The following is a 17006-nucleotide window of genomic DNA, read 5'->3' on the forward strand; positions in this document are numbered from 1 at the left end:
TCAATGAAAAGGTTAATTGAACGAAACTGCTAATCTTGCGTTAGCGATTTTTTCGTATGGAATATTGATCTCTTTCTTTCTTGTCTTGATCTTCACTGTCACTGTTGCAATCTCACCATCAAAGCTTGTAAGCTCACCTTCAAATGCCTTTTCACCATCAATTGGTTCGTATGTTTTCATGAAAACATTTTTTCCAAGTGCTTTTTCAAAATCAGCTTTTTTCTTTAATGGGCGCTCCGCTCCAGGAGAGGACACTTCAAGAAAGTAGTTTTGGCTAATTGGATCTGCCTCATCAAGCTTTTCGCTCAAGGCTTCGCTCACTTTGGCACACTCCTCGATATCGACGCCTTTGTCAGAGTCAATAAATACGCGAAGGAACCAGTTTTGACCCTCTTTGACAAATTCAACATCAACGAGTTCAAGCTGTAAGCCATCTAAAATTGGCTGTACCATGTCGCTTACGATGTCCACTACTTTTTTGCTCATTCTCTTCCTCCTTGTGCTTTCGATAAACGCTCTTATCAATCATTCTGCATAAAAACCCTGCTTTATTGTGAGCAGGGGGAGCAGAAAACGGATGAATAATGTCGAGACAAAAATTGCCTGTTCAATACAAAAGAGCGGGTTTCCCCACTCTTGTCTCGGTAATCGTTAGCATTTCCATAAAAACTATACCATATCCAATTTTTTTATGCAAATGAAGTTCCTTATAAACAGGCATTCTTCATCAGTTCTTTTCATTCATTCTTTTGGCGTGTTCACGAATGATTTCTGCCTCCCGGCTCTCCTTTAAAACTCGAAAACCGTCATAATCCGGGTAGAGGGAATCATCGTCTTGAATGCTTGTTAAAATCCAAAATTGGCTACCTGCGCCTCCGAGCTGTTCAATTGTCTTCAGCCAGCTATCATATACATCAGGACGGGCTGTTTGATTTTGATAGCCAAACTCTTCTAATACAACAGGTTTTCCGATTGCGTTTCCTCGGGTGATATGATCTTTGATCCATTTCACTCCCCATGCAGCAGACTGATTCCAGTGATCCGGGTATAAATGATAGGTTCCATAATCAATATGAGGGAGAGCAGTCAAACGATCCCAATCAACACCTTCTCCCCCACTGTAAAACCAATCGTCATGACCTGTCATGCGAAAGAACCCTTCGTCTCCTACTGCAACAAGATGATTCGAGTCAATTGATTTGATCCATGCACTCATTTCATCTGCCCAGTTTACTAGTATATCTCCCGAAGGGTCTGACTGAGCGCGCGGCTCATTGGCGAGCTCCCATGTCATAATTGCAGGGTCATCTTTATATTGAACACCTGAGTACGTATTGGTTCTCTCTAATACATAGCGCACATAGTTTTTGTAAGCTGTTTTAATCCGAGAATCTGTATAAAAGTGATCATGTGATCCTGCCTGAAACCACTTCACATATTGATTCACCCCGCCAAAGTCATCCCAATTGTTCACGAGTGGGATGACCAGCTTGATTCCTTCCTGCCCTGCTTTATAAATCGCATAGTCTAGTTTTTGAAAACCGGATTCTTCATAAACACCTGGACGAGATTGTAAGACTGAGTTTTCTTGAGGGGTACCATCGTGAAATCCCCAAATACGAATAACCTTTAAATCCATTGCCTTCATATCGTCAAAAACAGCATCTACCATCTTTTTTGACTTGTAATGGAAATAATAATTATTTGTGCCAGCAAAGTAAAATGGGTGGTTGTTCAATACAAAATGTGTACCAGATGTTTGCACATAGGAGGAGGCCTTTACAGTAAGAGTGAACCAACCCGCCCATAAAGTGATCAGCAGCATAAAACAAGCCACCCGTTGAAACCATTTTTTCATTCCATTCTCCTCACAATCTCTTATTCTACTGGTACGATGATATCTAGTTGAAGCGGTGTTTGTTTAGTTGAATCAAGTTCAATCGTCTGCTGCTGCAACATTTTACTTTCTTCACCAATTCGAACCTCATACGTCCCGTGAAACGCTGGACATGTCACTTGGCCATTCGCATCTGTTTTTTCCACTCTTTGTGTCGTCCATTCCTGTAGTAGCTTTTCATAACGCCTGCCTGCTTCATTTAACGACCAATCATGATTCACGATGGCTGCGTGCTCACCTCTCCAATGCGCACCTGCCCAAAATCCCCACATCAGCACACCTTTTACGGCTGGGTGACTAAAGGCTACCCGATATAAAGCTTCTAAGTTATCCGCTCGTCTATTGGCATCCGCATGAACAGAGTCATACTCTGTCACCCATATCGGTAGACCAAGCTCAGCAAGCACATCTAGTCTTTGTTTTACAACGACTGGATCCACTCGATCTTCAAAGTGACCTTGAACTCCAATGGCCTCAACTGGTGCCCCCAACTGACGAAGTTCATTGATATGTGCTTTATATGCGTGATGTTCGCCGTATGAGATTACATTATAATCATTGACAAACAGCAAGGCTTGAGGATCAATTTTTTTCGTTTCTTCATACATCCATTTCCAAATCTGTTTCCCAAACCGGTCTTTAAAAAATGAACCATGCATCATTTCGTTGTTTACATCCCAATGACGGAATTTCCCTTTGAAATGATTGCCTGCATGCTCAAGCCGCCTTTTCATGGCTTCATATACTTCATGATTCGGTAATGATTTCAGCCAGTTTGGATTGGCATCCTCTACCTCCCAAAATAAGGCGTGCCCCCTCACTGGAATTTGGTGTCTATTGGCAAAATTCAGCATGGCATCTGCTTTTTCGTAGGTTATTTTCCCTCTTTCAGGCTCATTTGCATACCATTTTGCCTCATTTTCAAACACAGCCCAATTAAAATGTTGAACAAAAAAATCAGCATACGATTGATTGAATAGTACTTGGTCATTCATTGCTGAACCAAATGCAAATTCATGTCTGATTTGTTTTATTTCCACCTCTATTCCGGCAACTGGCTTTTGTTCCTTATTGATGACGTTTATGACAAGTTCTCTTTGTCTATGTTGTAAGATTCGATTATTTGCTTCTTTTCTCCAGCTTTGATTTTCTTGTTCCTGTGATCCGCCATTCGATGAATGATTCATAAATTCTTTCTTATTAACCATGATGACATCACCTTTGCTTTCATTTCATTTATCTTATTAGGAAACCGCCGGCTAAAAAAGCCGGCAGCTGCACTAGGTTCTATTCGTTTATGAGACGATGGTATTCTGCATAAGCGGTAGCCATATCAACTTGCGACCAGAAACGATGATAGGTGAAACTTGGCGCTCCGTTTTCCCATTTGCCTGTTGCTTCATTAAAAGATGATTGATATTTACTCTCCAGGGCTGACCAAGCTGGGTCTTGCTTGATTTTAGGACGAAGATCTGCAAAGCTCGTATACACTCCGTTACCTCCTCGCTGCGGGTCAGAAGGAATGGTGCTGGAACCAGGAATCTGATTTCCTTGACCAAATGTTCCATTCCAGCCATTTGGGAAGTACACTTCTTTTTTAAAGAAACGGTGGTAGTCTTCTCTGTCTTCCTCTGTCACAATCCCTACACCATCATTGTAATTCCAAGCGACCTCAAGGAGCTGTGCCGCTGTCTCTTTTGCTCTTATGCCAAGTGCTGTGTAGTTTCCTGTCTCTTTCTTTGTTGCAGCAGCAAAGAATGTGAGTGCTTTGATTAGACTGCCCAGTACACCAGTATCTTGAGTAGGATCTTTTGTAACTGCCGTTAAATTTGGATTACCTGTTGCAGATTGGAACCCGCTCCAAGTGTCAGGCTGGCCGCTCCATTCTATATTCCCAGGAATCCAAAACTCTCCAGGTGCACTCGTCGTAGCAACAGCAACATTTGTCCCCCCTAGAATTCTTTGACCCTGACCATCTAAAAAATACCCATCTTGATCCGACACAGGACGCGTGCCAATAAAAATATAATCTAGTGAATAGTTGACCCATTTTGTGATGACAGATTTGGCCATTTGGAAATTTTCAGATGTTTTGTCGCCATCTTTTGCAAAGATATAATAAAGCTCTGCTACACGCTCAATCGGCCATGCTTGCATTCCAAACCAATTATTGGACGGAGGATCATGGTAAACAGGCGCATCTTCATAAGCCATATCATAAAATGTACTTCTTCCTGCTGGATAAGCGCTATAGTCTCCATTCCAGCTGTTGGTAGCACCTCCTGCAATCGCTCCCTCTTTTGATTGAAGCCAGACGTAAAATTCAAGCTGTCTCTTTAACGTCTTTTCCCAATCACTTGCAGCAGTCGGTGACGATGGCTTTAGGCCTCCCTTATCTGAGGATAAAGCGTAGGCAGCGACTGGGTTTTGATACCCTTGATGACAATGGCTCGCACCGATACGCCATGACCAATTCGCATATTCTCCAAGTCCCCCGCCCCAAGAGGTGTACCACGCCATTAAGTGATGACATGCACTTTTTCCATTTCCAGGATACGGATTACCTTGCTTACCGCTTCCAATTGTTTGAAAATATTTATCGTACATTCCGTAACGAAGAAAATCACCCATCTTTTTCGCTTTATCAAGATAGACTGACCCATTATAGCCAAGTTCCTTTGCCCAATACATCGCCTGTATTGCACGTGCATCAGCGTCCGTCGCATTTGTGTAGCGCCACTGGGCGGCTGGCGCTTGATTTTCTTTTGTGAACAAGCTCATGAAACCTTCATTGGGCTTTCCGGCCGTTTTATCATCTTGTGATGGATGAGGGATGGCCTCCCATACGGATTCTTGCGGACCCCGCTGAAATGTGTTTACATATGCAGCAGTATGTGATGGGTTGAGCAAATTCCCATATTCATACCAGTTGTCTACATCAAGAAGCCAGTGCATTAAATACGTTTCATTCGTTCCGTAAGTTGACCTCAGTTCTTGATCAATTGGATCTTGACCAGCAGGGCGAGCACCCGTCAACTGGCTCGGATATTGATCTGGATATGGTTTTTCTGAAGCGTATGTGGCTGGGCTAGATGGGTTGTAAGAGTTCATATGCGGCTGTTCGTCATGTCCATCTTCGTTTACTGGAATGATAAACTTTTCCATATTATCCCAAGCCGCTTCTAGTTTGCTCCAATCGCCTGTGTAGTGACCATACAATGCTTCAAGCCATAACCAATAGCTGTAAGCTTCTGAAGTTGTCATATGCCCGTAATCAGGTGCCTCACAAATGAGTGTCTCAACGGAATGATACGGAATGCCTTCTTTTGAAAAATATCCATTCGCATCGTTTTTCATTTGATGATAAAGTGTTAAAAACCGTTCTTTATTTGTCATGTCCTCACCCTTTATATTTATTTATTCGGAAGCGTACCAAATACTAAATCACCTTGATCAAAAACAGGAATTCTCGCTGTTTTTTGCATATTGGATGTTAATCCTTGAAAGGAATAATCATTTGAGGCATCCCATATATTCGCACCATTTGGCGCAGATAACCGGAACTGTATTTCCTTCTTATGAAGCGATTCGCCTCCTGGAAAAATAGCTACGCCAGTAAAATCGATTTCTGTAAAATAGATATGGGATGATGCGTCATACACCGTTAACGGAGATAAGGAAGCGCCTTCATTGTAGACAGCTGTCACTTGAATATCTTTATCAGTGAATCCCTTCGCAAATATCTCGCTCAGATTGACATAATATCTAAAAGAAAGTGATTGACTACTTCTTGCCGGCCAGCCTGATCGATTGTATAGAATGGCTTTGATCTGAGTAGATGTTGTATCGTTACTCATGACAGCTGCCTCTACAAAAAACTCATCTTCCACTTTTTCTTTAGGCGGAAAATTCGGCAGTTTTGACTGCCCCTGACCAAACAGCTGTACCATTTTGGCTACATTTCCAGTAAAGGCGGCATTATAGTCTGTTGCTACCTCGTTTGATACATAGTCAGAGATGTCATCAGTATACTGATCCTGTGCATTAGGCCCCCCAACAAGCGCTCCATAAAGCGTGTGCCGATGAGAAGAAGGAGTTGTCAGCTGATTAGACCATGAGCCATGTGCAGTTCGATGGTGTGGATGCATCGGCGGATTTTTGCCAAACCCAACGACATAGCTTCTATTTTGCGGATTATCCCCTAACATATAGTGTGTTTGCCTGATCGCAAATGTTTGGTATCGATTCTTTTTTTCTTGATCAGAGACCCAATCTGCGTACACAAACGCTAAAAATGCAGCATTTGCTGTATAACGAAGTGAACCCCATTGATCTAACCACGCTAGTCCGCCAGGCGTATAAGTGATTCTTTCTACTTTTCCATTTTGAACAAAACCCGTCGACCAGTAATCGAGATTACGCTCCGTCGATTCGATAAACCTTTTCTCCTTTGTGATTCTCGCAAGTAAAATTTGCGAAGCAAAAAAGGTATTGTCCCACGACATCGTAAACGTATAGTCCCAATCCTTCGGCCATTCTTCTACTGCTTTTAGTGCTTTGTTTAAATAGGTCTGGTCATTTGTCGCCAAGTACAGCCATATTCCACCCCAAATGAGCTCATCAATATAGCCGCTCCAGGAATTATAAAATGGCTGAGCATTGGTGACACAATCTGTATACTCACCGCGATATTGGTCAGCAAATGCATAAAGCTGCTTTGCATGGGTGAGAAGCTTTGCTGCATAAGGCGCGTCTGTTTCTTTAAAAATAATTGAACCTGCTGCTAAAGCGGCTGCGGTTTGGGCGGCTACTTCTGTTCCTGGACAATGTTCATCAATTTTAAATGCCGGCCGGTTCATCGGCATCACTTCTGCTGGACCCCACCAGCCATGATCCGCATTCCCATCGCCTACTTGTGCCCAAAATTCATTTGGACCTGTATGGGCTTTCAAAAAATAATCGGTTGCCCACTTGATTTGATCTAACATATCATCAAGCAGCTCTGCCTCTTCGTAAGCTTCTCGGTACTCATAGACTGTCCATGCAAGCACGGCTGCCGAGTAGGCCATCGGAAGCCCGAACTTCACATGATCACCAGCATCGTACCAGCCGCCTGTTAAATCATGACCAACATCTTTCCCATCCTCTAGTCCAGAATCCCCTCGCCAGTTAAGACGATTGCTTTCAGGAAGCTTTCCGGAACGCTGGGCTTCGTAAAACAAAATGGATTTTTGAAGCACCTCTACATAGTTGTAATCTGACATGTACCTACTTCTCACCCCTTCTTTTTTCTTAAACGTGAAACATTGAACAAAAAATGACCACCTCCTTGTCATTCCGTACGTGTTTTGTACAGTGTTGAAAAGAATCAAGCGTGTTTCAAAAATGTGCATAGTAAACAGCCATCAGCTTGACGCTCACCGAAGGTTTTCTCCTGATTCTTCATGTGACTGTACCCAAAATGATCATATGTCGTATGAGAACATTTCAGACGGCTAAATTCTCTTTTTTGCTCTATTTGGGTAGAAAGAATGACATACAATCTCTTCTCTCAAAACACGACGTTAAATCAAGATATATGAATCAACAAGAAAATAATTCCAGTTAAAATATTTTAGTTTACATAATAATTTTATTGTAAATATAAAAAGAACGCCCTTTAAGGACGCTCTTCATTTTTCACATTAGAACAAAGAAAGCTGGTTTTGATCAGGAAGTGCTTCTAAGCAGCCTTGACGATCCAAATACTCAAGGATGGTCTTAGACACTTTTCCTCGTTTTTGTAAATCTTCTTTTGAAAGGAATTCGCCATCTTGGCGTGCGCGTACAATATTTAACGCAACGTTTGTTCCGAGTCCAGGGATGGAGTTGAATGGCGGGATTAGCCCGTCTCCATCAATGATAAACTCAGTGGCACTTGATCGGTATAGGTCTACTTTTTTAAAGTGATAGCCTCTTTCACACATTTCAAGTGCAAGCTCTAGTACAGTTAATAGGTTCTTCTCTTTCGGTGATGCATCAAGACCTTTTGAGTTAATATCGTCCATGACCGCTCGAATCGCATTCGATCCTTTTGTCATCGTTTCGATATCAAAATCATCAGCACGAACGGTAAAATAAGCCGCATAGTACAGAAGTGCATGGTGCACCTTGAAATAAGCAATCCGAACAGCCATTAATACATAAGCAGCCGCATGGGCTTTAGGGAACATGTATTTAATCTTTTTACAAGAATCAATGTACCAGTTCGGTACGTTATTATTCTTCATTTCTTCTTCCCATTCAGGAGGAAGTCCCTTCCCTTTACGAACAGATTCCATAATTTTAAAGGCAAGTGACGGCTCTAACCCTTGATAAATCAGATAGACCATAATATCATCACGACATCCAATCACTTCGCTTAGTTCACACGTTTTATTATGAATCAGCTCTTGGGCGTTGCCGAGCCATACATCTGTACCGTGAGATAGACCAGAGATCTGAACAAGCTCCGAGAAGGTGGTCGGTTTTGTATCTTCAAGCATCTGACGAACAAACCTTGTGCCAAACTCTGGGATCCCAAGTGTTCCCGTTTTACATCCAATTTGTTCTTCTGTGACACCGAGAGGTTCCGTTCCTTGGAAGATTTTCATGACCTCAGGATCATCTGTCGGAATCGTTTTTGGGTCAATTCCGCTCAAGTCCTGAAGCATCCGAATGACCGTTGGATCATCGTGTCCAAGAATATCTAGTTTCAGCAAGTTATCATGGATTGAATGGAAATCAAAATGCGTCGTTTTCCAATCAGAACCTGTCGCATCTGCTGGATATTGAATTGGTGAGAAATCGTAAATGTCCATATAATCCGGCACTACGATAATACCGCCTGGATGTTGGCCCGTTGTCCGTTTGACCCCCGTACAGCCCTGTACGAGCCGGTCAATTTCAGCACCTCTCATATGAAGGTTATGATCTCCTGCGTAGCCTTTCACATAACCATATGCCGTTTTTTCTGCAACGGTACCGATTGTACCTGCGCGGTATACATACTCTTCACCAAACAGCTCTTTCGTATAGTTATGGGCAATCGGCTGATATTCTCCTGAGAAGTTCAAGTCGATATCGGGCACTTTATCTCCTTTAAAACCTAAGAACGTTTCAAACGGAATATCGTGTCCGTCTTTTTTATACGGCGTCCCGCATTCAGGACAGTCTTTATCAGGAAGGTCAAATCCTGAGCCAACCGATCCATCATTAAAGAACTCAGAGTGCTTGCAACTTGGACATACATAGTGCGGCGCAAGCGGGTTCACTTCTGTAATCTCTGTTAATGTCGCAACGAGAGATGAACCAACTGATCCCCTTGAACCAACTAGATATCCATCATCAAGTGATTTCTTAACAAGCTTATGAGAAATTAAATAAATAACAGCGAAACCGTGACCAATAATACTCTTTAATTCTTTCTCGATCCGGTCTTCTACAATTTTCGGTAAATCGTCACCGTAGATGCTGCGAGCCATGTTATAGCTCATTTCCCGAATTTCTTCATCTGCACCTTCGATTTTTGGTGTATAAAGATCGTCTTTGATTGGTTTAATACTTTCAACCATCTCAGATACTTTTTGCGTATTCGTCACGACAATCTCTTTCGCCTTCTCGTCTCCAAGAAAAGAGAAGGCTTCTAGCATTTCATCAGTTGTTCTAAAATGAACTTTTGGCAGTTCATGACGATTGAGTGGATTCGCCCCGCCTTGTGATGAAATTAAGATTTTGCGATAAATTTTGTCTTCTGGATGCAGGTAGTGCACATTTCCAGTCGCCACGACTGGTTTATTCAGTTTTTCACCAAGTTTCACAATGTTTGTGATGATCTCTTTTAATGCACGTTCATCCCGAACAAGCTCCAGCTGGAGTAAATGCTGATACACTTCTGGCGGATGAACTTCTAAATAGTCGTAAAATGCGGCAATGTCTTCTACCTCATCAGGTGACTTCTGCATCATCCCTTCAAACACTTCACCCTTATCACAAGCAGACCCAACAATTAAACCTTCTCGATATTTCTCAAGCTGTGAGCGCGGGATACGCGGCACGCGGTAGAAATAATGAATATGGGAAAGTGAAACAAGCTTAAATAAATTCTTTAGACCCGTCTCATTTTGTGCAATCACGGTTGCATGGTAAGGACGTGAGCGCTGATACGCATTGGACTGCCCCATGTTTTCATTCAATTGATCGTGGTAAGCAATCTCTTTTTCAGCCGCATCTTTTAGCATCTTCAGCATGAGGTAACCAGTTGCTTCTGCATCATAAATCGCCCGGTGATGCTGCGTGAGTTCAATATCAAACTTTTTACACAGCGTGTTCAGCCGGTGATTTTTAAATTCAGGATAAAGGAATCGGCCGAGTTCTAGTGTATCAATGACAGGGTTTGACGCTTTATCTGTTTTTAACAGTCGCTTATATGCTGCATTTAAAAAGCCCATATCAAAGCTTGCATTGTGAGCAACAAGGATATCTTGTCCAATCCACTCTTTGAAATCCCGAACAACATCGACCACATCTGGTGCATCTCTCACCATGTCATCCGTGATACCGGTTAGTTCAATGGTTGTTGCTGATAACGGATGATGAGGGTTTGCAAATGCCTCAAAGCGGTCAATGATTTCCCCGCCTTTGATTTTCACGGCTGCAAGCTCAATGATCGTATCATACACAGCAGAGAGTCCTGTTGTCTCAACATCAAATACGACAAACGTCGCATCTTCTAACAAGCGGTGCTCTGGATTATACGCAATCGGTACCCCGTCGTCGACTAAATTGATTTCCACCCCGTACATCATTTTGATGCCATGCTTTTTACTTGCTGCATACGCATCTGGAAAGGATTGTACAACGGCGTGATCTGTCAGGGCAATGGCCTCATGCCCCCATTTTTTTGCTTGTTCAACAAGTTTACCGATGCCAGTGACAGCATCCATCTGGCTCATTGGCGAATGCAAATGAAGCTCAACACGCTTTTCTCCCTCAGGTGCAGTATCTTCTTTCAGCTGAGGTTTCATTTCATTGACGTCATTTGCGATCATGACAAGATCTCTCACAAACGTATCGTTTTGAATGCTTCCTCTTGCTTTGACCCACATCCCTTTTTTCAAGGATTTCATGAGCTGAGCATCTTCTTTTTCTCTCGCAAACATTTTGATCAAAATACTATTCGTATAATCGGTAATTTTAAAGATACAAAGGGTTCTGCCGCTTTTTAGTTCGCGCGTTTCTGCATCAAACACGTACCCTTGGACGGTGATTCGTCTTTCTTCGTCCATAATACTATCAAGCGTACGTATTTCTTCATTGTCTTTGATTTGATAGCCAATCATCAGAGGGCCAGAAGGAGCTTCCTCTTGATCCTCACTTTCCTTCTTCTCCATCTCAACAAGGGCTTGCATGGCTCTTTCTTGATCTTCAGCAAGTTTTTGTTCTCTGAACTTCTGAATCTCTTGATCTGATACAAAAATTTCTGTATCAAATTGAAGTTCTGGAAAACCAACTTGTTTAAATGCAGCCTGAAGCATTGGGCTATATTTCTTCTTGATGGCCAGAGCCTCAGTTTCGCTTTTTGTTTTGATGATGATCTTATGTCCAGACAGCGCTGGTTTTTGCTGTTGAAGCAAGCTGATGATTGGGGGAGAAATTCCTTGAAGCTCTTCCACACAATGGGACCAATACGATTGAACGAGCTCTTCAGATATGTGCGGATCATTGACTTCAATCGTACAAGTGACTTGTGCGATATGAGAAAATGCATTTGTCAGCCTGCTTAAAAACATTGCATATACTTGGTAAGGCAAAAGCGCCTTAAATTTAAAATGGAAATGCCATGTTTTTGCCGCCTTATGCACCGTCAATTTGACGATCTCACCTTCTTCAAAGTAACGACTGAGGTCATCATCTGTCATTTGAATCTGATTGAGTAATATATGAAATTGCCGCCGGGTAATCGGTAATTGTTCATCCAAGACAGGACCCTCCTTTTGCAAATCAGAAAGGTACCTCTTTTTTGCAGGAGGTACCTTCATTTTTTTGTTCGTTTTTTATGCTTGGCGTATAAATGAAATCAGTTCATCAACAGATACTTCGTGTGATTCACCTGATTTTCTGAATTTCACTTCGACAATTCCTTCTTCTGAACGTTTCCCGCAGCTAATGCGAATTGGCAGTCCAATTAAGTCACTGTCGGCAAATTTGACGCCTGCACGCTCTTGGCGGTCATCGAAAAGGACTTCATAGCCCTCTTCCTGTAAACGCTCATACAGCGTTTCAGCCAGTTCCTTTTGTGCATCGTTTTTCATATTTAATGCGAGTAGATGAAGATCATATGGCGCAACTGTTTCTGGCCAAATAATTCCCTTGTCATCATGATGCTGTTCAACAATCGCAGAAAGGGTTCTAGAAATTCCGATGCCATAGCAGCCCATGATCATTGGCTGCGCACGTCCATTTTCATCAAGGTATGTTGCATCCATTGCCTCTGAATAACGTGTGCCTAGCTTAAAGACTTGTCCTACTTCAATTCCTTTTGCGAACTGGATTGTGCCTTCACCATCTGGAGAAACGTCTCCTTCTTGAATCAAGCGAAGATCTGTATATTCCTTCACTGATAGATCACGAGCAGGATTGACATTGACATAGTGATAATCCGATTCATTTGCACCTGCAACTGCATTTGTCATTCCTTTGACAGCGTGGTCTGCATAAATCGTTACTTCCGCTTCAAGCTTCACTGGTCCAACAAATCCTGGTTCTGTTCCGATCACGTCTAGTACTTCCTCACGTGAAGCAAGCTCTACAAGCTGTGCTCCAACTAAGTTTTTCACTTTCACATCATTTACTTCATGATCGCCTCTTGTCAGGACAAGTACATACGCATCGTCCGCTTTAAACAAGACAGATTTGATACATGTAGAAGGAGCCACTTCTAAGAATGACGCAACATCTTGTATCGTCTTCACCTGCGGCGTGTGTACTTTCTCGAGTTCTTTGAAGTCCGCAGGGTTTGCTTCTTCTCCGTGATACACAGCCTCAGCCATTTCAATGTTCGCAGCGTAGGAAGATGTGTCAGAGTATGCGATTGTATCTTCTCCTACTTCTGACAGTGCCATAAACTCATGTGTATCTTTTCCTCCCATTGCCCCAGAATCGGCAATGACTGGTCTAAAGTTAAGACCTACTTTTGAAAAGACATTCGAGTAAGCTGTAAACATTTTGTTGTATGTGTCATCAAGGCTCTCTGGTGAAGAGTGGAATGAATAGGCGTCCTTCATAATAAATTCACGTCCGCGCAATAACCCAAAGCGAGGTCTTTGTTCATCACGGAATTTAGATTGGATTTGATATAGTGTCAAAGGAAGCTTTTTATACGATTTTACTTCACTGCGTACGAGTGATGTGATCACTTCTTCGTGTGTTGGGCCAAGTGCAAACTCGCGGCCATGGCGATCTTTCATACGCATGAGTTCTGGACCGTATGTATACCATCTTCCTGACTCTTGCCACATTTCTGCTTGCTGCAGCACTGGCATTAACAGCTCAGCTGCTCCCGCCTTTTCCATTTCCTTGCGAACAATGGCTTGAATGTGCTGAATCACTTTATGTGCTAACGGCAGGTAATGATAGATACCGCTCGTGTTTTGTCTAATAAATCCAGCTCTTACTAATAGCTGATGACTTTTTGCCTCAGCATCTGCTGGCACCTCTCGAAGAGTTGGAATGAAAGTCAGGGATTGTCTCATGTCGTTACACCTCATTTAAGAAATAGGACTTCTCACAAAAACTCTTGTTTCCCAGAATGAGAAACAAGAGACATTGGTTTTTATAAAAATAATCGCTGGATGTCATTCCATGTCACTACTAGCATTAATAGCATGAGGAACGCAACACCAATGAAGACAACAAGTGCCTCTTTCTCACGATTAATTGGTTTGCCGCGAATGGCTTCAACGAATAGGAAAAGTAATCTTCCTCCGTCTAATGCAGGAATCGGTAATAAATTCACGATCCCTAAGTTGATACTAAGAAACGCAGCAAACTGCATTAATGTTAACACACCTTGTTTCGCTACTTCTCCTGTCATGTCATATATTCCAACAGGACCTGCAAGCATATCTAATGAAAATTGTCCTGTAACAATCTTTTGCAAGTTCGTTAAGATGAGACCTGCTGTAGATATCACTGTAGTGCCTGAGGATGAAATGACTTTGAGAAAGCCATTTTCCGTTGGCGGATAAGAGCCAAAACGGCCAATGGTTTTTCCTTCGGCCTTCACAGCTTCCGGTACAACTTGAATGGTGCTTTCTTTGCCATCTCGGTCAATGACGACATTCATTTTTTTATCTGGGTTCTTTTGAACCGTTTGAACAACATCTGTCCAAGAATTCATTTTATCCCCGTTAATTGAAACGATATGATCTCCCTGCATAAGCCCAGCTTGCGCTGCCCGGCCGTCTTTTGTCAGCTTACCAAGTACAGGATCATCCACGGTTACACCTTGAATAAATCCTAAAGCCACTAGAATCACATATGCCAGGATAAAGTTCATAATCGGTCCAGCTGCAATGGCTTTAATACGCTGCCATACTGTTTTTGAACCAAACTGACGGTTGTATGGCGCAATTTGAATTTCTTCACCATCTGCAATATAGAAGCTTGTTTGGCTTACATTGTAGCCAGTGAGAATGTCTTCATTTCCAGCCTCATATCCTGAAATTCTCATCGCATGATCTAAATCAATTTGTTCAACTTCAATGACAAGTGCATCAGGATATTTCTCTTTATCATTTAAAATGATTTTTTCTACTTCATTTTGCTCATTGAATAAGAGACCCACTGTATGACCCGGTTTAATTTCAATGACTTCAGGGTCTTCTCCAGCCATTTTAACAAATCCGCCGATTGGCAGAAGTCTGATGGTATAGACGGTTTCTTTTCGTTTAAAGGAAAAAATCTTCGGTCCAAAACCAATTGCGAACTCGCGGCATAAAATGCCTGCGCGCTGCGCCATAATTAAATGGCCAAGCTCGTGGAAAAAAACGAGCGTTCCAAAAATAATAATAAACGCAATCACTGTATTCACGAACATACCACCTTATGCGAGGATTGATTGAACAAAGTCTCGTGTATCTTTGTCCACTTCATGGATATCTTGCAAACTAGGCGTTGAAATCACATGATGTCTGTTCAGTGCCTTTTCAATCAATTCTTCAATTTGCAGGAACGTTACTTTGCCTTTTAGAAATGCATCAACAGCTATTTCATTGGCTGCATTAAGCACAGTAGGCATTGTCCCTCCTATTTTACCTGATTCATAAGCAAAATGTAAGCAGCGATACCTGTCAAAATCCGCTTTTTGGAAATTTAATTGTCCAATCTCCCAAAGGTTTAATGATTTCGCTTCTTTTAATGGCGCTCTATCAGGATAAGTGAGCGCGTATTGAATCGGAACCCTCATGTCAGGTGTACCTAACTGAGCCATGACACTTTTGTCATGGAATTCCACCATGGAATGGATGATGCTCTCTTTATGTAACAGCACATCAATTTGATCGTATGGGATATCAAACAGCCAGTGCGCCTCAATCACCTCAAGCCCCTTATTCATCATGGTCGCTGAATCGATCGTGATTTTTGCGCCCATGGACCAGTTCGGATGATTCAGCGCTTCTTCAACCGTTACACCTTCAAGCTCCGTGCGTTTTTTATCTCGGAAACTGCCGCCTGAAGCTGTGACGATTAAGCGTTCAATGTTTTTAGCTTGTTCACCTTGCAGGGATTGAAAAATAGCGGAGTGTTCACTATCGACAGGAAGTAAAGGCACGTCATACTTTTTGGCGTACTCTTTTACTATATGACCAGCTGTCACAAGTGTTTCCTTATTTGCAAGTGCGATCGTCTTTTTTTGTTCAATGGCTTTTAATGTCGGCACAAGTCCGACACTTCCTACCAGTGCATTGACCACAACATTCACTGCATCATAGGTCGCTGCTTCGATGTTCGCTTCATCACCCGCAGCCATTTTAACATCGTATTGAAATGAATGACCTTTTAACGTGCGATAGGTCTCTTCGTCTACACATCCAACGAATTCAGGCTGAAATTGTTCAATGATAGGGATGGCCTTGTCTATATTTCTGCCAAACGTCATCGCTTTCAACTTGAATTTGTCTGGATGCTGCCTGATCACATCTAATGTTTGTTCTCCAATTGATCCTGTTGCGCCTAATAGCGAAATATATTTCAAATTGCCACTCCTTCTCTCGTTCAATTAGTTTCTATGAGGTTAGCTAGCAAACGTGGCCAGCAATAAATATAAAAACGGCAGAACGAATAAAAAGCTGTCAAACCTGTCCAAAATTCCGCCATGACCTGGGAGTATTGTCCCTGAATCCTTCACATGGTAATGACGCTTTAAAGCAGATTCCACAAGGTCGCCAAGCTGTCCAAAAATACTGAGCAAAAGAGTAATAAACATAACAAGCAGATATGATGGCAAAAATCCTGTAACCGCCTGGAACACAAGTGACAGCACGACCGCTGTGACGATTCCGCCGATAAATCCTTCTACTGTTTTGTTTGGGCTGATCTCTGGCCAAAGCTTTCGTTTCCCCATAGATTTCCCAATAAAATAGGCACCTGAGTCAGTGGACCAAATAATCACCGCTGCGAAGAAGATCGCACTCATGCCATACAAGCCTCTAATTTGAATAAAATAATAGAAACTAACGCCAATATATAATGTGGCTAATATAACAAAAGCAACCTCATCGAATGTGAAAGAGTTTTTACTCAGAACTGTATAAGTTAAAAGGATTAAGACTGCAAATAAAGCAATCTGCATTTTTGATGCGTCTACGTTCGGGAAGAAGCTATTTTCTCCGCCCATTAAAAGCCAAAGCAATATTAAGCTGACAATGCCAGGAAAGCTGAAAATCGAAATCTTTTTCATTCTAAGAAGCTCAAAGAGAGCGACACTTCCCATTAAATAAATCAGCAGGGTAAATGGCATTTGTCCATAAATCACTGCAAGTAAAAACACTGCAGCTGCCAGAACACCCGTCAAAATTCTTTGTTTCAT

The 17006-nt window shown here is 42.2% G+C and carries 10 protein-coding genes; all 10 read right to left on the minus strand.

Translation table 11 applies throughout. The annotated features are described in order from the left end of the window. Positions 1-12: 12 nt before the first annotated feature. The 10 genes from rimP to EBQ12_RS01235 all read right to left on the minus strand — a co-directional run bounded on the left by rimP (position 13) and on the right by EBQ12_RS01235 (position 17006). Positions 13-486 carry a ribosome maturation factor RimP gene (gene rimP / locus EBQ12_RS01185; protein ID WP_008344744.1) on the minus strand — a complete coding sequence of 158 codons (474 nt, stop codon included), beginning with the start codon at positions 484-486 and terminating at the stop codon, positions 13-15. Between the two features lie 241 nt (positions 487-727). After that, positions 728-1858, minus strand: coding sequence for a glycoside hydrolase 5 family protein (locus EBQ12_RS01195; protein ID WP_125588863.1), 1131 nt, complete (start codon positions 1856-1858; stop codon positions 728-730). Positions 1859-1878: 20 nt separating this feature from the next. Continuing rightward, on the minus strand, positions 1879-3105 hold the full coding sequence (locus tag EBQ12_RS01200) for an endo-1,4-beta-xylanase (RefSeq protein WP_125588865.1): 1227 nt from the start codon (positions 3103-3105) through the stop codon (positions 1879-1881). A gap of 79 nt (positions 3106-3184) precedes the next feature. Further along, positions 3185-5293 (minus strand): glycoside hydrolase family 48 protein, encoded by a 2109-nt coding sequence (locus EBQ12_RS01205; RefSeq protein ID WP_125588867.1) that lies wholly within the window; start codon positions 5291-5293, stop codon positions 3185-3187. A gap of 17 nt (positions 5294-5310) precedes the next feature. After that, positions 5311-7161, minus strand: coding sequence for a glycoside hydrolase family 9 protein (locus EBQ12_RS01210; protein ID WP_035392050.1), 1851 nt, complete (start codon positions 7159-7161; stop codon positions 5311-5313). 420 nt (positions 7162-7581) lie between these two features. Continuing rightward, a complete protein-coding gene (locus tag EBQ12_RS01215) occupies positions 7582-11895 on the minus strand; it encodes a PolC-type DNA polymerase III (protein WP_017367257.1) in 4314 nt (1437 codons plus the stop codon). A 75-nt stretch (positions 11896-11970) separates the two neighbouring features. After that, complete coding sequence (locus EBQ12_RS01220) at positions 11971-13668, minus strand: proline--tRNA ligase (protein ID WP_024720366.1); 1698 nt, start codon at positions 13666-13668, stop codon at positions 11971-11973. Positions 13669-13748: 80 nt separating this feature from the next. After that, complete coding sequence (gene rseP / locus EBQ12_RS01225; protein ID WP_007499546.1) at positions 13749-15014, minus strand: RIP metalloprotease RseP; 1266 nt, start codon at positions 15012-15014, stop codon at positions 13749-13751. Positions 15015-15020: 6 nt separating this feature from the next. Then, entirely contained in the window at positions 15021-16172 is a 1152-nt protein-coding gene (gene dxr, locus EBQ12_RS01230) for a 1-deoxy-D-xylulose-5-phosphate reductoisomerase (RefSeq protein WP_125588869.1), read from the minus strand. Positions 16173-16211: 39 nt separating this feature from the next. After that, the gene (locus EBQ12_RS01235) at positions 16212-17006 is read right to left on the minus strand and encodes a phosphatidate cytidylyltransferase (RefSeq protein ID WP_007499550.1); all 795 of its coding nucleotides are present in this window, start codon (positions 17004-17006) and stop codon (positions 16212-16214) included.

Origin of the sequence: Bacillus sp. 2B09 (genome assembly GCF_003946835.1) — a bacterium.
Taxonomy (GTDB): domain Bacteria; phylum Bacillota; class Bacilli; order Bacillales; family Bacillaceae; genus Bacillus; species Bacillus altitudinis.